General features: G+C 42.5%; 19 protein-coding genes. 2 read left to right on the top strand and 17 right to left on the bottom strand.

Going from position 1 to position 22616, the window contains the following annotated elements:
• Positions 1-44 precede the first annotated feature (44 nt).
• From fabD (NYE53_RS09225) to NYE53_RS09200, 6 genes are all read right to left on the bottom strand, one after another.
• Positions 45-2348, bottom strand: a complete 2304-nt coding sequence (fabD, locus tag NYE53_RS09225; RefSeq protein WP_339248301.1) for an ACP S-malonyltransferase — start codon at positions 2346-2348, stop codon at positions 45-47.
• Complete coding sequence (locus NYE53_RS09220) at positions 2345-3319, bottom strand: acyltransferase domain-containing protein (protein WP_339248298.1); 975 nt, start codon at positions 3317-3319, stop codon at positions 2345-2347. Before NYE53_RS09220 ends, fabD (NYE53_RS09225) begins: the two co-directional genes overlap by 4 nt.
• Before the next feature lie 502 nt (positions 3320-3821).
• The gene (gene fabD / locus NYE53_RS09215) at positions 3822-4688 is read right to left on the bottom strand and encodes an ACP S-malonyltransferase (protein WP_339248295.1); all 867 of its coding nucleotides are present in this window, start codon (positions 4686-4688) and stop codon (positions 3822-3824) included.
• Positions 4685-4951 carry a hypothetical protein gene (locus NYE53_RS09210; RefSeq protein WP_339248292.1) on the bottom strand — a complete coding sequence of 89 codons (267 nt, stop codon included), beginning with the start codon at positions 4949-4951 and terminating at the stop codon, positions 4685-4687. The genes fabD (NYE53_RS09215) and NYE53_RS09210 overlap by 4 nt, the downstream gene beginning before the upstream one ends.
• Before the next feature lie 110 nt (positions 4952-5061).
• Complete coding sequence (locus NYE53_RS09205) at positions 5062-5739, bottom strand: MBL fold metallo-hydrolase (protein WP_187954210.1); 678 nt, start codon at positions 5737-5739, stop codon at positions 5062-5064.
• A 189-nt stretch (positions 5740-5928) separates the two neighbouring features.
• A complete protein-coding gene (locus NYE53_RS09200; RefSeq protein WP_339248289.1) occupies positions 5929-6546 on the bottom strand; it encodes a TetR/AcrR family transcriptional regulator in 618 nt (205 codons plus the stop codon).
• A 120-nt stretch (positions 6547-6666) separates the two neighbouring features.
• Between NYE53_RS09200 and NYE53_RS09195 the strand changes: the two genes are divergently transcribed.
• The gene (locus tag NYE53_RS09195) at positions 6667-7224 is read left to right on the top strand and encodes a hypothetical protein (protein WP_038428985.1); all 558 of its coding nucleotides are present in this window, start codon (positions 6667-6669) and stop codon (positions 7222-7224) included.
• A 154-nt stretch (positions 7225-7378) separates the two neighbouring features.
• Positions 7379-7834 (top strand): regulatory YrvL family protein, encoded by a 456-nt coding sequence (locus NYE53_RS09190; protein WP_080481313.1) that lies wholly within the window; start codon positions 7379-7381, stop codon positions 7832-7834.
• Positions 7835-8232: 398 nt separating this feature from the next.
• Here the strand turns inward: NYE53_RS09190 and mutL are convergent, their stop codons facing one another.
• From mutL to NYE53_RS09135, 11 genes are all read right to left on the bottom strand, one after another.
• Positions 8233-10116, bottom strand: a complete 1884-nt coding sequence (mutL, locus tag NYE53_RS09185) for a DNA mismatch repair endonuclease MutL (RefSeq protein ID WP_187954213.1) — start codon at positions 10114-10116, stop codon at positions 8233-8235.
• A 15-nt stretch (positions 10117-10131) separates the two neighbouring features.
• On the bottom strand, positions 10132-12708 hold the full coding sequence (mutS, locus tag NYE53_RS09180) for a DNA mismatch repair protein MutS (protein WP_339248285.1): 2577 nt from the start codon (positions 12706-12708) through the stop codon (positions 10132-10134).
• Positions 12709-12840: 132 nt separating this feature from the next.
• Positions 12841-13386 carry an outer spore coat protein CotE gene (cotE, locus tag NYE53_RS09175; protein WP_003231833.1) on the bottom strand — a complete coding sequence of 182 codons (546 nt, stop codon included), beginning with the start codon at positions 13384-13386 and terminating at the stop codon, positions 12841-12843.
• Positions 13387-13647: 261 nt separating this feature from the next.
• On the bottom strand, positions 13648-14079 hold the full coding sequence (ricA, locus tag NYE53_RS09170) for a regulatory iron-sulfur-containing complex subunit RicA (protein ID WP_003231834.1): 432 nt from the start codon (positions 14077-14079) through the stop codon (positions 13648-13650).
• Position 14080: 1 nt separating this feature from the next.
• Positions 14081-15610 (bottom strand): tRNA (N6-isopentenyl adenosine(37)-C2)-methylthiotransferase MiaB, encoded by a 1530-nt coding sequence (gene miaB, locus NYE53_RS09165; protein WP_014664026.1) that lies wholly within the window; start codon positions 15608-15610, stop codon positions 14081-14083.
• A 147-nt stretch (positions 15611-15757) separates the two neighbouring features.
• Positions 15758-16936, bottom strand: a complete 1179-nt coding sequence (locus NYE53_RS09160; RefSeq protein WP_339248282.1) for a glycine C-acetyltransferase — start codon at positions 16934-16936, stop codon at positions 15758-15760.
• A gap of 12 nt (positions 16937-16948) precedes the next feature.
• Positions 16949-17992, bottom strand: coding sequence for an L-threonine 3-dehydrogenase (tdh, locus tag NYE53_RS09155; RefSeq protein ID WP_339248279.1), 1044 nt, complete (start codon positions 17990-17992; stop codon positions 16949-16951).
• A gap of 264 nt (positions 17993-18256) precedes the next feature.
• Complete coding sequence (gene spoVS / locus NYE53_RS09150) at positions 18257-18517, bottom strand: stage V sporulation protein SpoVS (RefSeq protein WP_003154135.1); 261 nt, start codon at positions 18515-18517, stop codon at positions 18257-18259.
• A 199-nt stretch (positions 18518-18716) separates the two neighbouring features.
• Positions 18717-19511: a 2',3'-cyclic-nucleotide 2'-phosphodiesterase gene (gene ymdB, locus NYE53_RS09145; RefSeq protein WP_003245138.1), complete on the bottom strand. Its 795-nt coding sequence runs from the start codon at positions 19509-19511 to the stop codon at positions 18717-18719.
• Positions 19512-19579: 68 nt separating this feature from the next.
• Complete coding sequence (gene rny, locus NYE53_RS09140; RefSeq protein WP_003221010.1) at positions 19580-21142, bottom strand: ribonuclease Y; 1563 nt, start codon at positions 21140-21142, stop codon at positions 19580-19582.
• Between the two features lie 275 nt (positions 21143-21417).
• The gene (locus NYE53_RS09135; protein WP_339248276.1) at positions 21418-22593 is read right to left on the bottom strand and encodes a serine hydrolase domain-containing protein; all 1176 of its coding nucleotides are present in this window, start codon (positions 22591-22593) and stop codon (positions 21418-21420) included.
• Positions 22594-22616: the final 23 nt, after the last annotated feature.

Raw genomic sequence — 22616 nt, 5'->3', positions numbered from 1 at the left:
GAGGAATTATTTTAATGATTTTTATAGGTGTATTTTCACAATATTCAAACTTTCATTTTTATGTTGTCTGTTTCATGCGGCGGCTGATACATCGATTGCATCCGTTCATGAAGCAATACCGCCGTTTCTGTCATTAATTTTTTCCCGATTTCATCCACATGGCGGTTTCGCCAATTTTCTAATTGCGACCCTTTAACCCATTGATTAAAGGCTCCCAGCGCGGGACCGCAGTGAATTTGATAATCAACCTTCGAATGTTCGCTTCCGCTGATTGCCAATTTTGAGCTGTATCTGAAGTACCATCGGAAAATCAAAGCCATTTTATGCTTCGGATTTTGTTCAGCCTTCTCAATGTCTGCAGCGGGATAATGCAATGCAATATCTTTATATATGTCTTCTATACTGCGTTTAAAGTATTTCTCCTCAAGCTGGGCCAGCATCTTTGCATCCAGCTCACGTATAGACCCATACCGCTGATATAGTTCATATAACTTGTTTGCCCGTGCGGGAAAGAACACGCCTTTCTTTAGCACCTGCACTTTACTGCCCGATTCAAACATATCACCTGCAGGCGCATAGGCTGTATCTTGTACATTCATCTGCTGAAGCAAATCCTTTACTTTATCACTTGTTGCCGCCTCAACCGTACATTGATTGATTGAGCCTGTTAGAATAAAATCAGCTCCTAGCATAAAAGCCGCCATCGCTGCCTCAGGTGTTCCAATTCCTCCAGCTGCACCAACTCTTATTTTTTTCCGAAATTGATATTTTTTCATCATTTCGTCTCTTAAAGATGTCATCGCTGGCATCAGGCTGTATGCTACACCGCCATCTGTATGACCGCCTGAATCAGCTTCTACACAAATATCGTCAGCCATCGGAATGCACCGCAACAACTCAGCTTCGTTCATAGTGATTTTATTTTCTCCTAAAAGCTTTTGCAGCATATTCTCAGGCGCAGGACTCAGAAATGATTCTGCAACTTCCGGCCGTGATATTTTTGCTATGAGACGATTTGAGCATATAACGTCACCATTTTGATTTCGTTTCACTCCTTTTGCTCGGTACCTTACTAATGCAGGAGTGACACTTAAAAATGCTGAAGCCTCCACAATGCTCACTTGATTCCTCAATAAAAGATCGATCATTTTTTCTTCTGATTCAGTATGTTTCATATTGTGGACCAGATTGATGCCATAGGCTTGTCCTTTCCCTAATTCACCTTGTATAGCATGGATCGCATCTTCAACCTCTTTCAGGCTCAGACCTCCTGTGCCAAAGAACCCCATCATTCCCGCTCTTGACAGCTTTACTACCATTTCTTTCGAAGCAATCCCGCGGTACATTCCTCCTGCAAGATAAGCATATGTAAGATGATAATCTTGTTTAAATTCAGCACTTCCTAAAGATTCTGCCGTAATCCCAGCTTGAACATTGCGTTGCTCCTTTAGATTCGCACTGATCGCGGGGTTCTTTTTCGGTATATATGTCAATGGTTCAGCTTCATTTTTAATCCGATGAATGAGACCGGTTAAAACAGTTCCAGGCCCAATCTCTTCAAACTCCATTTCTCCTCTTCCCATCAGGAAACGAATGCTGTCCGTCCATTTCACTGTGTTGTCCATTTGTTCAGATAATGTATCTTTTAATCTGTCTTGATGGTATGGCTCTGCATAGACATTGGAGATAACCGGGATCGCCAAAGGTGCAAACTGGAATGAGTCAATATATTGCTTAAATACCTGTTTGGCTTCATTCATATATCTGGAATGAAAAGCTCCGCTCACATTTAATGGATGAAACAGCTTTACATCCTTGGTGTTTTCAAAAATAGCCCGAGCTTTTTCAATCTCTTTTTTCGGCCCAGAAATCACAATTTGCCGGGGCGTATTTTCATTTGCCACATCAATGTCCTGAAGACGGTGCTCTTCTAAAACGGCTGTAACTTGTTCCTTACTCAGGCCGATCACAGCAGCCATTCCGCCCCCTGTAATTCGTCCCATCAATTCTCCTCTTTTTTTGACGAGCCTTAATCCGGTTTCAAAATCAAAGGCACCGGCTGCCATCAGCGCATTGTATTCTCCTAAGCTGTGTCCTGCCGCAAAATCAGGTTTTCTGCCGGTCTCCTCCACTCTCTTCAAGTAACTGAGTGCATTAACAACGTACAAAGCCGGCTGCGTGTATTCAGTATGATTTACATCCAAATAGGATTTTTCGGTACATAGCTTCTCTATTGAATAGCCCAATATTTGATCTGCTTGATCAGTCAAATGCTGATATTGTTCAAATAGGCCTTGTCCCATCCCCTTTTGCTGGGAGCCTTGCCCTGGAAAGACATATGTAATCATCTTGTAAACTTCCTTTCTGGTGTACGGAAATACTCAACCGTATTCAGATTTTTCAGCTCCTGATGAAATGGTGTTATGATTGAGCAGCAACGGTCAGCTGAATCACCCGGAATCAGCTGTTTCACAAAAGCAGCTAAGGTGCCGGATGGCCCTAAATCGATAAACTTGCATGCATGCTGGCTTTCCAAATATCGAATCGCTTCACGAAACATCATTGGCTTTCTGACCGCATTCCAAAAGAAATTCTCGTCCATTACGTGAAGGCAGCTTCCCGTTAAGCTCGATACAATCGGTATTGACGGTTTTTTAAAAGATTTTGATCTTAAAAATTCTGCATAGGCACTCTCTGCCGGATCAATAAGCGAAGAATGAAAGGCATAGGACACAGGAAGCAGCTGGAAAAGAATCTGCTTCTCCTTTAAATCCTCCATAATCCTCCTTATATGATCTTCTTCACCAGAAATGACGAAGTGCGAATCATAATTGATAGAAATGAGTTCACTATTTCCAAACAGTTGATGATGATCATTCAGCAATTGCGGTTTGTCAAGAATGGCCAGCATTTTTCCTTTATCGCAGGAATTTTGGATGATAATAGCCTGTTCAAGTACGCAATCCAGTATATCCTCTGCGTCTGACACACCAGAAACTGCCGCTGCTGCGAATTCTCCCAGACTTGATCCCAATACGTAATCAGGAGAGATTCCCCTATCTTCCAAAACCTTATATAAGGAATACTCAATCATAAAAATGGCGGGGTGGGAAAAAAGAATACTGTCAAACGGATCTGACATACGTTTACCTGGATGGTAGATTTCTTCAACAATGGATGTGCCAATTCGCCGTGCTGCAATGTCATCCATTTCAAGCATAGATTGGCGAAACACGGTATTTTCCTTAAATAGTTCTTTCCCCATGTGATAGTATTGGGAACCTTGCCCGGAAAACATAAAAACAAGCGGTTCATTCATGTGTATAACCTTCTTTTTTTATATTTATGACGGCTATTGGATTTCTTATTTCCATGTATGTTGTAAAGCACATAGCAGCGATTGAAATGAAATTAATAAATGGAAAAGACATATGTGAAAAAGTAAAGGAGATTCAACTTGGAAGGATTGCTATTGGTGCTCTGGATGCGGTTCATTTATGATGTGATCGTAGATGTATGTTGATATCTCAAAATTGATGTAACATGATAACAGGATCAGCAAAGAACATCGACTCTATGATTGGTGGGTGAGGTTAAAAAATGGACCATCTAGATGTGGGAGCGATGGTTTGACAGACCGGCTGACATAGTTCAAATGTCTAACTTAATTTATCAGCCTCTTTATGTAACAGTATATAAAGTTATTCAATTAGAAACAGTGTCAATCGAACGATTGAATCTTTAAAACTTTATACCTTAAATGAAAGGAAATCTGTGTTTAGACCTGATTGATGAGGTACACGGCCATAGGGGCAAATGCTTTAGCGGGGCATTGCTTCCGCATCTTTCTTTATGCGATGAATTAACCCAGTTAAAACATTTCCAGGCCCTACCTCCTCAAACTCCATATGGCCTTTTTTCATTAAGTATCTTATGCTGTCAGTCCATTTCACTGAGTGATTAATTTGATCAGCCAGCGTCTGTTTCATGAATTCGTATGTATACGGTTTGGCATACACATTAGAAAGAACCGGGATAGACGGAGGCGAAAAATAAAAGGCATGAAGGAACTCCTCGAATTCTTCTTTTGCCTTATTCATGTATCTGGAATGAAACGCGCCGCTTACGTTTAAGGGGAGTACCATTGTAACTTCAGTCATCGCTTCAAAAAGAGATGCGGCTTTTTCAATCTCATCTTTTTTTCCTGAAATTACAATTTGATATGGGGCATTCACATTAGCGATATCAACATCATGTAAATGATATTCTTTCAGAGCCTTTGCAACCTGCTCTTCATTTAGTCCCATAACAGCTGCCATACCGCCGTTGCTTATCAGACTCATCAGTTCGCCTCTTTTTCTGACAAGCTGTAAACCTGTCTTAAAATCAAAGGCTTCAGCTGCAAATAACGCATTGTATTCACCCAAGCTGTGCCCGGCGACAAAGTCAGGTTTAACTTCTTCATCCTTGATTTTTTTCATATAGCTTAGTGCGTTTACCACATATAACGCCGGCTGAGTAAATTGCGTTTTGTTTAAATTGGAATAAGGATTTTCCAGGCAAAGACGTTTGATTGAATATCCTAAGATCTCATCTGCCTGATCCGTCAGTTCTTTAAATTCATCGAATAGGCCGCTGCCCATTCCCTGTTTCTGTGAACCCTGACCTGGAAAAACATATGTGATCATTCTCTCAAAGCCACCCTTCCGATTAGTAGATGTGTTTCACTTCTGTATGACTTTATAATAGTGATGACCGGATAAATAGTAGCATGTTCATGTTGATGGTAACCTCTGTAAATATTATCCGTCAAGTTAATTTTTCCTACAGTTTGCTCGATTATTTTTCTGCTTTTTTCCATTGAGGAATAAAGGATCAGGAGATATAACAGAACATAAGAAAAAAGACCCGGATTACGTATAGGGCGCCATATCATGATAATGCGCTTCATTTTCTTTCAAATGAGTTTTCAAAATAAATAACACCCATCTATGTAATCATTTTCGAAAATAAAAATCATTTAGATATTCGAAGAAAAATAGGATAATAGATTCAGAAGGATTATTTAAAATCAAAAATACCTTTTTGGTTTTTACGAGTGCGAAATTTCACAAAATATTCTTTCTTATCAATTTGAAAGTAAATATTATGCTGATAAAGATCCTTTATCGAATGGCCGGGCGATTTGCCAAATGAGTGACCAGGATACACCCGTACATGGGGTGAAACCTCCGACTTTATTCTTTGAATACTATCAAACATCTCTTCCGCAGAGCTGCCATCATCCTCACATATGCCGCACCCTTCTGTAAACACCGTATCTCCGGTAAAAATACTCTCAGAAAACAAATAACACATTCCACCGGCAGTATGCCCCGGTGTGAGAAGGCATTGTGCTCTTGTGTTTCCTATGCTGATTGTCTGATGATCATCTAGGCTAATTAAATTTCTGCATCGGAATTGATAATAATCAATTTCTTTTTTTGACATATAAACTTGAGCGTTAAACATCTTCGTCAGCGGGTCTACCAGATTTACATGATCATAATGAGAGTGTGTCAATGCGACTGCCTTTAATTCCGCTTCGAGTCCAGAAAGTGTAGTGGTTATCTTACTCAATTCCCATGAGGGATCAACAACAATTGCAGATCTGCTTACAATATCTTCAATGATATAGCAATAATTCGTCCAGCCCTGATACCTTGTTTTAATTGGATGCACCTTGTAAGTAAGACTCATTTATACCATCCCTATCATGTAAAGTTCTTAAACGATGGACCAGTGTTCACCCCTCAGTCCGTCTTTCATTCCACTTTACCAAACAGCATGCTTGTTTTCCATTTTTTTCAGAGATCCTTGTTCTTTGAAAATAAAAAAGCGACTCTTTTGGACGCATGCCCAACAAGAATCGCTTTTCGCACTAGTGCCTTAAGGATGTCGTTTTTGTGTCTCACGTGTATCTTCCACGCAAATTGACTCTACATGCTGCATAATGACCCGCTTGATTCGGTCTTTATTCACGCGCACGGGGTCAAGCATGGCATGTAAAGCCAAGCCGTCAACAAGCGCGTAAAGTCTCTCAGCTTCAATGTCTTTATCAGCATTCTGCTTCAGTAAATCGGATTCATCTAAATAGGCAATCAGATTCCGCATGCCGCTGAAAATCCCGTCATGATTCGCATCAAACATATCCTTTTTATGTCTGGCGTAAGCAGTAAAAGCAAACCAAACCTCCATCTCTCTAATCGTTTCTTCATTCGTTGGGACCATTTCAAGCAAAATTTGCAACACTTTTTTCTTAGGGAGCAAATCCCTCACTGCAATGTCCTTAATTCGGGCCGTCACCTTTTCTTGGACAAGTTTCATTGCAAAAGCAAGCAATTCATCCTGTGTAGAGAAACAATGGCGCAGCGCACCTAATGACAATCCTGCTTCCTTTGCAATGTTCCTGGCTGATGCTCCCTCCATCCCTCGTTCTAAAATGACGCGCCACGTTGCTTCTGCAATTTGTTTTCTTCTTTTCTCATGGTCAATTTGTTTTGGCATAGCTTTATTGTAACAAGAAAAAAATGAGAGAGCAATTTTTATAATACAGTTGTGTTACAAAAATAAAGATGGTAACATATTATTTAAATAATACAACTGTATTGAAAAGAGGGGAATGGATTGAACGGTATCGCATGGATGATTGTTTTCTGTGAAATTGCGTTTTGGGTTGTCATTGTTTTGGGGCTTGCTGTACGCTACGTATTCAAACGACATACATTAGGACTGCTATTCCTTGCCTTAACTCCAGTTATCGATTTGATCTTGTTAGCGGCAACTGGTGTGGACCTTTATCGCGGAGCCTCAGCGACCGCAGCCCATGGGATTGCAGCTGTTTACATCGGTATATCGATCGCTTATGGAAAACAAATGATTCAATGGGCAGATGAAAAATTTCAATATTATGTGACGAAAAAAGGCGCAAAACCGCTGAAACGTTTTGGAATGGACCATGCCAAGCACGGTGCGAAAGGCTGGCTAAGACATGTGCTGGCCTACTTAATTGGTGCGGGACTATTGGCAGGGATGATCTATTTTATCAATGACTCTGCCCGAACCGAGGCATTGAGCGGCATTCTTAAACTGTGGACTGTCATTATAGGCATTGACTTTCTCATTACAGCCAGCTATTTTATTTGGCCAAAAAAAGAGAAAGCTTCGGCGAATCTCAGGAGTTAACATGATGAAAAAGGCCCTTCCCCAGTGGAAAGGGCCTTTTTTGGTTTTGTTAAAATATGCTATACTATTTTCGTCAGAAAACAGACTTATAGATATTTTGGGCTGATTCAAGGGTGCTGTTTGTATGAGTAAGCAGGTGAAGGGAGTGTCATACTTGAACCATAAAGAACAGAACGAGCACTCTAAAGATTTTAACCTCAGATCAAAATTAATCGGAATTGTATCTATCACTTTTATCGCGGCCATTGCGCTTGCAGTCATCTTCGGCGGCTTTTTCTTCGGGATGAAAGGCTTATTCTCCATACTGGGCATCACATACGCTTCCAATCAAACATTAGCTTTATTTATTTTAGCCTGCTTTGCTGTAGGTTTAATCATAGACCCACTCACAAAGATTATCTCTATCATTTTGGCAAAATCACTTTCATTGAAAAAGACTGCACTTTTTGCTTTTATACTGTATTTTATCAGCAATCTTATAACGATCTGTTTTGCAGATTACTTTATGCAGTCTATTTATATTCCAGATATCTTGCTTGTTGTGATATCAGCAGTGATGGCTTTCACTGAACTTGCTTTTGATGACCAGCCTAATAGAGAAGCAGCTTAAAATGCCGATGGCAGATATGGAGAATTCATAACACCTTATATTTGGACATCACCAGTTATATAAACGAAAAAACTCCCTGTTCACACGAACAGGGAGCAAAACACAATGTTGTAATTTAAATTCTGCATTCTAAAATGATTCTTACATTCGGATCATCAAGTTCATCCAAAAAGATAATGATCTTCGGACCACATGCCATGTGTTTCCACCCCCTCACCCAAAATATACATTAATTCTAATTGCCTGTAAATGGAAATTTCGTTATACGGAGGGACCATGAAGTATAATTCTTTAACACTGCTCACACGTTTACAACCGTTTCTTATAATCTGACACTCGAAGGAGTACAAAAAAAGCATTGATCCATTCAGAGAATGGATCAATGCCTACCACCCCCGCTACATCACGCGTTTGAACATCTTTTCCATCTCATATGTCGAGTGGTGAATGATGATCGGGCGGCCGTGCGGGCATGTAAATGGGTCTGATGTGCTTCGGAGGTCGTCCAGAAGCGCTTTGATTTCATCGTTTCTGAGGTGGCGATTTGCTTTGATGGAGCCTTTGCAGCTCATCATAATCGCCGCTTCCTCGCGGAGTTTTTTAATATCTATATTTTTGGAGTCGAGCACCTGCTGAATGATTTCTTCTATAAGCTCTGCTTCTTCTCCCTTTGGAAACCAGGCCGGGTGGCAGCGGACGATGTAACTGTTAGAGCCGAATGACTCTAAAAAGACACCGACGCTTTCGAGCTCTTGTTTGTGCTGTTCAATAATCAAAGCCTCGTTTGTGGAGTAGTGGAACGTCAGCGGTACAATCATATCCTGCACCTCAGGCTCAACCTCCCCCACCTTTTCACGAAAGTACTCATATTTAATACGTTCTTGGGCGGCGTGCTGGTCGATAATATACAGGCCGTTTTCGTTTTGTGCCAATATATAAGTCCCGTGCATCTGGCCGATCGGGTACATAATCGGAACCCGCTCAGACGCTGGCTGCTGCTGTTCCTCATGGCATTCCTGCTCAAATGTTTCAGGCAGTTCTTCTGAAACATCGGACACCTCAAGGGTTTGTTCCTGATCAACGATAGGAGGAGCATCAAATTGGTGAGGAGGCAATTCTTCCTCCGTATCAACCGGCTCTTTCACGACTGAGCTGAGCTTCATTGGTGAATAAGATGGCGCATGCGCTTTTTCCGGTACTTTTCTTTCCGGAGGCTTTTCATCAAAGGTTATGAACTGCTGCTCATTTTTGATAACAGGTGCCGATTTTTTCGGAAGCTGGGCACTCGGAATCAGCTGCTGCTGTTTAAATACATCTTTAATTCCGTCACGAATTAAGTCATGAAGCTCTGTTTCCTTGCTGAGCCGGACCTCAAGCTTCGATGGATGCACATTGACATCGACTAAAATCGGGTCCATCGTAATTTCTATAAAAGTAATCGGATGGCGTCCGATCGGCAGAAGCGTATGATAGCCTTCATGAACCGCTTTGACGAGCGGGAAATTTTTAATGTAACGGCCATTGACCACAGACGACATATAGTTTCTCGACGCCCGTGTAATCTCTGGGAGAGCGATATATCCCTTTACTTCAAAATCCAAGGAGCTCACATGCAGCGGAAGCATTTTTTTGGCGACAGCCGTGCCGTAAATCGCTGCCAGTACATGGCGCACATCTCCGTTTCCGTTCGTTTGAAGCAGGTTTTTCCCATGATGGCGCAGGCGGATCGATACCTCTGGATGCGCCAGAGCAATACGGTTAACCACGTCTGTAATGTTTCCAAGCTCTGTATGAACGGTTTTCATATATTTCAAACGGGCCGGTGTGTTAAAAAACAGGTTGGAAACGACAATTTCAGTTCCCTTCCTGCTTGAGGAACGCGATTCGGAAATGATGTTTCCTCCTTGGAGGACGAGCTTCGTCCCAGCTCCTTCACCAGTGCTTGTTGTAATCTCCAGATGAGAGACTGACGCGATACTCGGCAGGGCTTCTCCCCTGAAACCGAGCGTTCTCACCCTGAATAAATCATTTTCATCTTTTATTTTACTCGTTGCGTGGCGCCGGAAAGCTCGCTTGCAATCTTCATTCTCCATTCCTTCGCCGTTATCCAAGACCCGAATGGATGCAAGGCCTGCATCCTCAATATCGATTTCAATGACTGTGCTGTCAGCGTCGATCGCATTTTCCACCAATTCTTTGACGACTGAGGCGGGCCGTTCCACAACCTCGCCCGCCGCTATTTTATTTGAAAGCTCATCTGACAGCTGGATGACTTTTGCCACATTCATCACCCCGTTTTAATGTAATTTCTTTTGCAGCTTGTACATTTCATTCATCGCTTCAAGCGGTGTCATATCCAGTATATTAAGTGATTTGAAAGCATTGATCACTTGCTTTTCTTTTTTTGAAAGCTTTGTTGTTTCAGCCGGCTTTTCCGCTTCGTCAAAAAAGGACAGCTGTGCCGGCTCTTCTTTCACCTGAGGTTTCTGCACCGGCACTTCCGGTTTGTTTCCTGAATGCTCAAGCTCTTTTAAAATATCTTGAGCGCGCGCAATCAGATCTTCCGGCAGTTCGGCAAGCTGAGCTACATGGATACCATAGCTTTTATCAGCGGCACCTTCTTTAATTTGATGAAGAAAGACAACCGTTCCGTTATATTCTTCAGCGCGAACATGAACGTTTTTCAGCTGGGGCAGCTTGTCCTCAAGAACGGTCAGCTCGTGATAGTGTGTGCTGAACAGCGTCTTGGCGCCGATATGATCGTGAACATATTCAATAATCGCCTGTGCCAGCGCCATGCCGTCATAAGTGGACGTTCCCCGCCCGATTTCATCAAACAGAATGAGGCTGTTTTTCGTCGCGTTGACAATCGCATTTTTCGCTTCAAGCATTTCTACCATAAATGTACTTTGTCCGGAAATCAAATCATCTGCAGCGCCGATTCGTGTAAAAATTTGATCAAAAATCGGGAGCACCGCTTTTTTCGCGGGTACAAAGCAGCCGATTTGCGCCATAATGGAAATGAGCGCGATTTGTCTCATATACGTGCTTTTCCCTGACATGTTTGGGCCTGTAATGAGAAGCATTTGTCTGTTATCGCCCATCATGCAGTTGTTCGGGACATATTCCTGGCTGTCCATGACTTTTTCAACAACCGGGTGTCTGCCTTCAATCACTTCGACTTCATCTTTAGAGAACTCCGGTTTCGTGTAGTGGCGATTTTCACTGATTGTCGCAAAGCATTGCAGTGCGTCCAGCTCGCTCATCTGTTTTGCAAGCTGCTGCAGCCGCGGAATATACTGCTTCACTTTCTCGCGCAACTCGGTAAACAGCTCGTACTCCAGCTCACAGATGTTATTTTCCGCCTCTAAAATGAGCGCTTCTTTTTCTTTTAATTCAGGTGTAATGTAGCGCTCTGCATTGGTTAACGTCTGCTTCCGCTCATAACGCCCTTCCTCAAGCAAATGCAAATTTGCTTTTGTCACTTCAATGTAATAACCGAAAACTTTATTAAAGCCGACCTTTAAAGAGCGAATGCCTGTGTATTCCCGCTCCTGCTGTTCCAGGCGGGCAATCCAGTCTTTTCCGTTTCTGCTTGCATCACGATATTCATCAAGCTTTTGATTATAACCATCTTTAATCAGGTTCCCTTCTTTTACCGATAAAGGAGGGTTTTCGTACAGCGCTTCTTCCAGCAGTTCAAGTACATCCCCGCAAGGGTCAATGCGCTCTGCACGTTCCTTGGCCTTGTCATGAGCCAGTGAAGCAACCAGCTGTTTGATGCCAGGAACTTGCTTTAACGATTCCTTCAGCTGAATCAAATCCCGGGCATTGACATTTCCGAATGCAACGCGGCCGGCAAGGCGTTCTAAGTCATATACTTCTTTTAAACGTTCACGCAGATCTTCCCGTTCAAAGAAATGGGACATCAATGTTTCCACCATTTCTTGGCGCTCTTCGATTTGATTGACTCTGATAAGCGGCCGGTCAATCCACTGTTTAAGCAGCCGGCCTCCCATTGCCGTTTTTGTTTCATCCAGCAGCCACAAAAGGGAGCCTTTTTTATTTTTTGAACGGATTGTTTCGGTCAGCTCCAGATTACGCTTTGAGTACAAGTCAATTTTCATCGCTTCCTCAAGCTCATACACCTGCAAGGGCTGAAGATGATCAAGGCTGCGCTTTTGGGTTCTTTTCAGATACGTATATAAGCGCATAAATGTTTTTGTTATATCTTCATTATTTAAGTGCTCAATGATCGTTACGTGTTCGTCTGTTTCTCCGTCTTCAATTGAAATCGTTGCACCGCACCGCTCTCTCAGCTGTGCCACTGTATCGGCATCCAAGCTTCCTGAAACCACGATTTCCCGTGCGCCGACTGAATAAATTTCTGATATGACGTCTTCAAGCCGTTCAATCAAAACAGCCAAATTTTCTCCCGTTGTTAAATCAGACAGCGCAAGTCCGTATCCGTTCGAGCAGGCTGAAACAGATGCGATAAAGTTATTTTCCGATTCATGGATGCCTTTGCCGTCCATTACAGTTCCGGGCGTAATCAGCTGAACCACTTCTCTTTTCACAACGCCCTTTGCGGCTTTCGGATCTTCCGTCTGTTCACAGATCGCCACTTTGTATCCTTTTTTAATAAGCTGTTCGATATACGCGGAAGCAGAATGATACGGCACACCGCACATCGGTATTTTTTCAGCCGCACCGCCGTCTCTGCTCGTTAACGTAATTTCCAGCTCTTGTGACGCTTTTTTGGCGTCCTCAAAAAACATTTCATAAAAATCACCCAGGCGAAAAAATAAAAAGGCATCCTGGTGCTCTGCCTTTATTTTTAAATATTGCTGTATCATAGGCGTATAACCGGCCATTGTTTAATCCCTCACTATGTATCAACGTTTCTATTTTCCAACCTTCATTATAACATAAACAAAAAGTGATAAAAGAATGATATATCAATATAAAAAAGAGACTTGGGGGTACTGTCTCCCCTAGTCCCTTTTTTATTCTTCAGGATCTCCCACTAAAAACTCCGGGTTGATGTCTTCAAGCTCTTCATCAAGCTCATCTTCCCAATCTTCCTCGTCATCCTCTTCCCAGTCAGGATTTACCTCAACAACTACCTTTGTTTCCCCTACCACTTCCGCCAAAAATTCTCTTTCTGCCTGCACAACGATTTTATTTCCATTCGGCGAAATGGTCACTTCAAGGCAGTTTGGCTGCTGAAGCACTTTGGCAATCACTTCATGCTCATCATCTAAGTAATTATTGTCTCTGTATCTGAGTTTAATGACATCTACATATTTTACCCGTTCTGTGACAACCTCTGTCTTTGTGTTGTCCGCATAAGAGTACCATACGTTTATATCATAATACCCTTCAATTTCTACCGTTTTTCCAATTTTTTCAGCGTCATACTTGTGGTTAATAATCCAACCACCCAAAATGCTGCTCGGTTTTTTCTCAGGCGAGATGGTGTTGGTGCATTGGGTGAATTTTCGGCCTTTCGCTACTACTGCCTTCGTAATAATTTCCCTGTATTCAGACATTCCGGCATGCCTCCTTGTTCTTCTTCGTGTTATCTTATGCTGGGCATTTGTCTAGTGTGCATTTTTATAAATAAAATATAAAAATACAAAGTTTCTGTTCCATTGTATGCAGGGGTGCCTAGAAACTTTACTTATAAGTGCGATAAAGTTTATACGCGGCTGAGCACAGAAAAACTAATTGAACATTTGGTACATAGATTATTTAGTTCATTTATAACCGCACAAATGATAAAAAAACACGGGCCTGTTAAGGCACCGTGTTTAGAGAGAACAGCTGTTATTTGAATGCTTCACCTTTGAACCGGTTTCCCCTTTCAGCAGGTCGCCTCCGGTTGATGTGATGATTTCATTTGTGACTTGGTTGGAAATGGTGTGTGCAACGAGCTGCAGTAGGTCATTTACTTCCATCTGCGAGTCTCTGAATTCCTGGATAACAGGAATCTCTTCAAGCTCTTCTTGCAGCGCGTCAATTTTTGCTTCTACTTGTTTGAGCGCTTCATGCTTTTCATAATGCTTCAGATTGACAGCCTGCTTTTGCAGGGCTTTAATCTGATTAACGATTGTGGACACTTTGTCATTCTCATTGATTTGCGCTTCAGCCCGTTTGAAAAAATCAACCTCTTCTGTTTCAGAAATCATTTTTGCAAGGTTTCGTGCCTGCTGCACAATGTCTTTTTTTGAGTAGAGCGTCATCTTATTTCACCTCGATTGCTTCTCCTACCATTTCTCCGTCAAGCGACCATGTTTTCGCTTGCTGGATTTTCACGCGGACGATTTTGCCGATGGCTTCCTTCGGCCCTTTGAAATTGACGAGCTTGCTTTTTTCCGTATAGCCGGCAAGAATATCAGGGTTATTTTTGCTTTCACCTTCAACTAATACTTCGACAACCTTGCCTTCGTATTCCTTCATTTTTTTAGCAGAAATTTCATTCACCAGCGCGTTCAGACGCTGCAGGCGTTCTTTTTTCACACGCATCGGTACATTATCTTTCATCTTAGCAGCCGGAGTGCCCTCACGCGGAGAGTAAATGAACGTATAGGCGCTGTCAAACTCCACTTCACGGTATAGAGAAAGCGTTTCTTCAAACTGTTCGTCCGTTTCATTTGGAAATCCGACGATAATGTCCGTTGTCAATGAAGCGTTTGGCATTGCTTCTTTAATTTTTCGCACCAGCTCCATGTAACGCTCTCTGTCATATTTGCGGGCCATCAGCTTCAGAACTTCTGAGCTTCCTGATTGAACCGGAAGATGAATGTGATCAAGCAGATTTCCGCCTTTTGCCAGCACTTCAATGAGGCGGTCGTCAAAGTCGCGCGGATGACTCGTTGTAAAACGGATTCTCGGGATATCGATTTTTCTCAGTTCATCCATCAAATCACCAAGTCCGTACGTCATATCTTCAAAGTCTTTTCCATACGCGTTTACATTTTGGCCTAACAGTGTAATTTCCTTATAGCCTTCACTTGCAAGCCTTCTCACTTCCTGAATGATATCCTCAGGGCGGCGGCTTCTTTCTTTTCCGCGTGTGTAAGGCACAATGCAATACGTACAGAATTTGTCACAGCCGTACATGATATTGACCCAGCCCTTAATTTTTCCATTTCGGACTTTCGGAAGGTTTTCAATAACGTCCCCTTCCTTAGACCAAACTTCTACAACCATTTCTTTTGAAAGGTATGCTTCTGACAAAAGCTCCGGCAGGCGATGAATGTTATGCGTTCCGAAAATCATATCGACAAACGGATGTTTTTTCAAAATACGGTTCACGACTGATTCCTCTTGGGACATACAGCCGCACACGCCTAAAATCAGATCGGGATTGTTTTTTTTCAGTGCTTTTAAGTGCCCGAGCTCACCAAACACCTTGTTTTCAGCATTTTCACGGATTGCACATGTATTTAACAAAATGACATTGGCATCGTCAACAGAGTTTGTCGCTTCGTAACCGAGCGCCATAAAGATCCCTGCCATAACCTCTGTATCGTGTTCATTCATTTGGCAGCCGTACGTACGGATATAGAACTTTCTTCCGTCTCCCAATCCTTTAAATTGTTCAGAAATTTTAAAGTCATTATGATAAGTAACGGCTTCCTTGCCTCGTTTTTTCGCGTCTTTTAAAGAAGGCGGAATGTAAACAGCTTCAAAGTACTTGCTGTAATCCTTCTCGGATTTTTTGTCCGATGGATTAACTTGTCCGCTCTCTAATTTTTGTTTTTCATTCATGTCATATTTTCTCCTTTCAAACCAAACTTCCACCCTTCAGTATAAAGGTTATTGAAGCTCTGCACAACTGGCAACCTATCATTGTACACTCATTGAGAATAATAATCAATAAGGAATCAAAAGAGGAAGAGTAAACTCTTCCTCTTGTTACAATAGCTGGAGCTCCTTTGCCGTCTTTTCGATGACATCAAGCGCCTGATCCAGTTCATCTTTGGTGTGCTCTGCTGTTATAATCGTGCGAATTCTGGCTTTTCCCTTTGCTACAGTCGGGAAAACGATACTTTGGGCAAAAACACCGTGGGAAAGGAGCTGATCTGAAAATTGCTTTGCCACACCTTCATCACCTATTAAAATAGGAAGAATCGGCGTTTCACTCTTCGTGAGAGTCAGGCCCATTTTCACAAGCATTGCTTTAAAATAGGCAGTATTCTCCCACAAGCGCTCCATATGCTCCGGCTCTTCAAGCAAGACATCAATTGCTTCCATACAAGCTGCAGTGACAGCCGGCGGATGAGATGTGCTGAATAAAAATGGACGGCCTTTATGGCGCAAATAATCGATCAGCACCTTTGAACCTGCAGCGTAGCCGCCGAGCACTCCGATTGCCTTGCTTAATGTTCCGACCTGAATATGAACTCTGCCGTCAAGACCGAAGTGATTCACCGTTCCCCTGCCGTTTTCGCCAAGTACTCCGGATGCATGGGCGTCATCCACCATCACAAATGCGTCATATTTCTCAGCGAGCTCTACAATATCAGGCAGTGGAGCTATGTTGCCATCCATGGAAAATACGCCGTCTGTCACAATCAGACGCATCCGATAATTCATTGACTTTCTCAGCACCCGCTCTAAATCAGTCATATTGACGTGCTGATACACCTTTTTATCCGCCTTTGTCAGCCGAATTCCGTCAATAATAGAGGCATGGTTCAATTCATCTGAGATGACAATGTCCTCTTTTGATAGAATACTTGAAAGTACGCCTTGGTTTGTTGTGAAGCCTGATTGGAATACAAGTGCCGCCTCCGTTTTTTTAAAGGCTGCCAGCTTTTTCTCAAGCTCTTGATGCATTGTAAATGTACCGGCAATCGTTCTCACTGATCCGGTGCCGGCTCCATACTGCTGAACGGCCTCCTGTGCGGCGTTGATGAGTCTAGGATGTGAAGTGAATCCGAGGTAATTATTAGAAGATAGCTGAATGACTTTTTGGTGATTCACTGTGACAGATGGGCCCTGCATAGATTCAAGCTGTTTTATGTCTTGCCATGTATGGTTTTCTTTCATACTATCAAGCTCTGCTTTTAAAAACTCAAATTCCTTCGTCATGTTTATCCCCCTTTATGGAATTAAAATTACTTTTCCGCACTGCCCGCTTCTCATCAGTTCGAAACCTTTTTCAAACTCCTCTAACGGAAACTGATGGGTAATAACAGGTTCAAGATCGATCACGTTTGAACTGATCAACTGAGACACCTGGCGCCATGTTGAAAACATTTTTCTTCCTGTGATTCCTTGGATGGTAAGCCCTTTAAATACCACTTTATTCGTCAAATCAATTGTCACCGGATGTTCCGGCAAGCTGAGAATATGAAATCTCCCGCCATTCGCAGCCATCGCAAGACCTTGGGCAATCGCTGAGGGATGGCCCGACATCTCACAAACAAGATCTGCTCCTTCCCCACTCGTTAAAGCGCTTACATTTTTGAGCGGGTCTTCTTTTTCAATAGAAACAGTACAAGTCGCTCCCATTTGTTTTGCAAGCCTCAGCCTGTATTCATTCTTATCAATCGCTATCACCTGAGAAGCTCCTGCTGCTTTTGCAACCGCAACAGCCATAAGACCAATCGGTCCGCATCCAATCACTGCAGTCGTTCCTCCTGCAGGCTGGCTCTCGAGTACGGTATGAACTGCATTTCCTAAAGGCTCTTGAATGGAAGCAATAGACGGGTCCATATCAGCGGGATTTCTCCAAATGTTATCAGCTGGAACTTTTACATACTCCGCAAAACAGCCTGCCGTGTCCACTCCGATTATAGCAGTATTGGTACACACATGAGATTTTCCTGTTAGGCAAGGGACACATTCACCACAGACAATGTGTGTTTCCGCAGACACATACTCTCCCACTTTTACACTACTGACATTCTCTCCCACGTCCTCTACGATGCCGCTGAACTCATGGCCGAAAACATAGGGAGTTTTGATTCTCTGACGTGCCCATTGATCCCAATTATAAATGTGGACATCCGTGCCGCATATGGAAGCGGCTTTCACTTTTATGAGGACTTCATGTTTATCAATCTCAGGAATGGGAACTTCAGTCAGCACAGCACCGAACGCCCCGTCCTTTTTCATTAGAGCTTTCATCTTTCCACTCTGCATGTACAATCCTCCTTGAAAAATTCTTGTTATATTCGGATTGTACCATGATATGGAATAAGCGTAAACAGCACTGTCTTCTCCATAAGGACAAAAGTATCTGTCTTGAAAAATGGGCGGAATTTTTTTTGAAACGTTTTAGCTCATTTTTGATTTTGTATATTCGCTCATTTATGTGCTAAAAATACTATCGGGAGAAAATATCACAATAAATGAAAAACAACCTGTTTGCATTACGCAAACAGGTTGAGAATGCTTTATTTGTTTTTAGCGAGGCTCCACGATTAATTTAATCGCTGTTCTTTCTTCCCCATCGATTTGAATATCTGTAAAAGCCGGAATACAAATCAAATCAACGCCGCTAGGCGCCACAAATCCCCTGGCAATCGCCACAGCTTTTACAGCCTGGTTTAATGCACCCGCTCCGATCGCTTGAATCTCGGCGGCTCCTCGCTCTCTCAACACGCCTGCAAGCGCACCTGCCACTGAATTTGGACTCGATTTTGCTGAAACTTTTAAGATTTCCATTTCTGCTCCCCCTTAGTTTTACAATGGATAAGTGAGTGTTCATTAGAACAATCATTATTAGATGTTGCTATCCAAAAAGCCATCCCCACAATGCTTTTCAAAAATAGCGGGCTACCTTCCATTTTTACTATATTCACTAAGGAGTTGCTATATTCCTGCTTTTCTTTTTAATATTTTTATAAAATAACCATATGTTCAACTATTCAAAGAACATGTGATCATCGTTGATTAAAATACGCTCAATTTTCACGGCTTTTTTCGTTTGATCGTCAATGTCAATGACAACTCCGCTGAGCGTTGTTTTTCCTTCAGCGACAGTAAACCGGACTGGAAGGTTCGTTTTGAATCGCTTAATAATCGTCTCTCTGTCCATCCCCAGTATACCGTCATACGGGCCAGTCATTCCCACATCAGTAATATATGCCGTTCCCTTCGGCAAAATGCGGTTATCCGCTGTTTGCACGTGTGTATGAGTTCCTACTACAGCCGACGCCCTCCCATCCGTGTACCAGCCAAGTGCGAGCTTTTCACTTGTCGCTTCGGCATGAAAGTCGATAAAAATGTACGGTGTTCTTTTCGCAGCTTCTGCGATCAATTCGTCCGCTTTTAAAAACGGGTCATCAAGCGGCGGCAAAAACGTACGTCCCTGCAAATTAATGACTGCTAGTTCTTTGCCGTTTGCTTTCACATATGTGATCCCTTTCCCCGGTGTTCCTTCAGGAAAGTTTGCCGGGCGAACCAAGTTCGGAACGTCATCTATAAAATCAAATATTTCTTTTTTGTCCCATGTGTGGTTCCCCATTGTGATTGCATCTGCGCCGGACTGGATTAAGCTGTGATAAATTTTTTCCGTCAGGCCTTTTCCATGTGCGGCGTTTTCACCATTAATAATGGTAAAGTGAGGCTTATATTTTGTTTTTAGCTTTGGTACATATTCTTTGACCATGTCACGGCCCGGTGAACCGACAACATCTCCGATAAATAAAATTCTCATTTTGTAAATCCTTTCTTCTTGAAAATCCCTTGCCGTCAAAAAAATAAAGTGATGCTTAGCGCATCACTTTATTTTGCATACTCTACGGCTCGAGTCTCTCTGATTACTGTCACCTTAATATGACCTGGATAATCGAGCTCGTCCTCAATTCGCTTGCGGATATCTCGCGCCAGTCGATGAGCCTCAAGATCATTAATTGAATCCGGCTTCACCATAATACGCACTTCGCGTCCAGCCTGAATGGCAAATGATTTTTCAACACCTTCGTAGGACTCAGAAATTTCTTCGAGTTTTTCAAGTCTTCGAATATAATTCTCGAGCGTCTCACTTCTTGCGCCAGGTCTTGCAGCGGAAAGCGCATCTGCTGCAGCTACCAGCACAGCGATAATGGAAGTCGGCTCCTCATCCCCGTGGTGTGATGCAATACTGTTAATCACGACTGGGTGCTCTTTATATTTGGTCGCAAGCTCTACCCCGATTTCAACGTGGCTTCCTTCTACTTCATGGTCAATTGCTTTCCCGATGTCGTGAAGAAGACCCGCACGTTTAGCAAGCTTTGCGTCTTCACCAAGCTCCGATGCCATTAGACCGGCCAAGAATGCGACTTCCATGGAATGCTTAAGCACATTTTGACCGTAGCTTGTACGGAACTTTAAGCGGCCGAGGATCTTGATGAGATCTGGGTGGAGGCCGTGAACGCCAACCTCAAATGTCGTTTGCTCACCCATCTCACGAATATAGTCATCGACCTCGCGGCGAGATTTTTCAACCATTTCTTCAATCCGTGCCGGATGAATACGGCCATCCTGAACGAGTTTATCAAGAGCAATTCTGGCTGTCTCACGTCTGATCGGATCAAATCCGGAAAGAATGACAGCTTCAGGCGTATCATCAATAATCAGGTCAATTCCTGTCAGCGTTTCAAGCGTACGAATGTTACGCCCTTCCCGTCCGATGATACGTCCTTTCATCTCATCATTTGGAAGATTGACAACTGATACCGTTGTTTCGGCAACGTGGTCCGCTGCGCAGCGCTGTAAGGCGAGTGAAAGAATGTTTTTCGCTTTCTTATCCGCCTCTTCTTTCGCACGGTTTTCAGTTTCTTTTGTCATGATGGCGATGTCATGTGAAAGCTCGTTTTCAACCCGCTCAAGAATGATTTGTTTTGCTTCATCACGAGTCAGACTCGAAATTCGTTCCAACTCTGACTGCTGCATACGAATCATCTCATCCACTTTGCTTTCCATCTCTTCAATATGTTGTTGTCGTTCATTCAGAGAATGATCTTTCTTCTCCAACATCGCTTCCCGTTTATCAATTCCCTCATGTTTGCGATCAAGGTTTTCCTCCTTTTGGAGTAAACGGTTTTCTTGTTTTTGAAGCTCATTTCGTCTTTCACGAACTTCCTGTTCAGCATCTATTCGAAGTTTGTGGATTTCATCCTTTGCTTCAAGCAGAGCTTCTTTTTTCAGTGCTTCAGCATCACGCTTCGCATCTTCAAGAATTTGCTCGGCTGCACCGCGTGCGCCCGCAATTTTCGCTTCGGCAATGGTTTTACGAACAAAGTAGCCAACAACTAAACCGAGTAGAATCAGCAAAATGGAGATGAGAACCATCATAATTGGGGTCATACTTTCACCTCCTCTTGCTATGAACTTGGTTGTTGCTTAAAAAGTGTCGGCATGTACATTGTCTAGTTTTCTCAACATACAGAACCTTCACAGGGAATGAGTGTGTTCATCGCCCTTGTCAAGTTTAAATGGTTTAACAATCATGTTAAAAAAACAAATGTTACAACTTCATTGTAAATGTGTCGGAAATACTTGTCAAGCTTGCCATCTTAACGTTTGCAGGCCAGTCGTCTTTTCACGTTCCGAATGCAATTCATCCAAAAGAAGAACGCCAATCATTCTTGATTCAGAAGCTGGTATATTTTATTGTTCACTTGGCCCAATTTAGCATTATTTTGAATGTTTGAGAACAAAATAACAATGGTTTGCCCAGATTTGCTAAAGCTGTTCAAGATATTGAAGCCCGGCATAACACCATGGTTTGAATAGCTTCCGGGAGCAACATAAAATCCCATGCCGTATGTGGAGCTGCTCCCTGGCGTAAACATCTTTTCATAGCTTTTTTGCGAATACAGTTTTCCGTCTATCAGCGCTTGGTCAAATTTGTACATATCTATAGCGCTCATATAAATATCACCCGCTCCATACAGCTGGGATAGATCAGGTATATACGGTGTAACTTTTTTGCTGCCCTCCATCTTATACCCGACAGCAGGATAAGGTTCTTTTTCATATGTTTTGTAAAAGCCTGCATGCGTCATTCCCGCAGGTTTAAAAATATGATTCTTTATGTACTGTTCATAGGGCTCACCGCTTACTTCAGCAATAATATAAGCGAGAACAGAATAGTTGGAATCCTTGTAGTCCCATACGCCCGGCTGACGTTTGATTCCCTGCAGTTCTATGTCTTTTATTAAATCGTCCGGCGTAATGGCGCCGTTTCCTTCAATATGTCCGTTTATCCCCGATGTATGTGTAAGCAGATTCTTCAAAGTAATCGTTTGTCCGTTAGGAAAATGAGGTAAATACGTACTTACCGGATCACTTGTCTGAAGTTTCCCCTTTTCCTCTAGCTGCAAAATAGCAGTTGCAATCAGCGCTTTTTGTGATGAACCGACATAAAAAGATGTCAATGGATTATTTTGAATGTAGTGTTTACGGTCAGCATAGCCAAAACCTTTATTTGTTACGATTTCTCCATTTCTGACAATCATGGCTGTTCCGCTGAAACCGATCTCTTCTAAATAATTGCTGATTTTTTGATTTCGATCCACTGTTTTGATTTGTTCCTCTGATTTTTTGGCAGTTTTCTTTTTGACCTCTTTTTTCTGATCGGTATTTGAAACCGCTGGAGTTTCTTGAGATGGCTTGTTTTCTTCACTATTTCGATGAAGAGCATTCCAAATCGTAATGCAAACCATCACTGCTAAAAGACCAAGCAACAGTTTTCCTCTTTTATTTAGTTTTCTCCGTCTGCGTTTCGCAGTTCTTCTGCGGGTTGGGCTTGTCATTCATTTTTTCCTCCCAAAATAAA

This window comes from Bacillus sp. FSL R5-0523, assembly GCF_037975295.1.
Taxonomy (GTDB): Bacteria; Bacillota; Bacilli; order Bacillales; family Bacillaceae; genus Bacillus; species Bacillus subtilis.
This window is presented reverse-complemented; position numbering and strand designations above follow the sequence as displayed.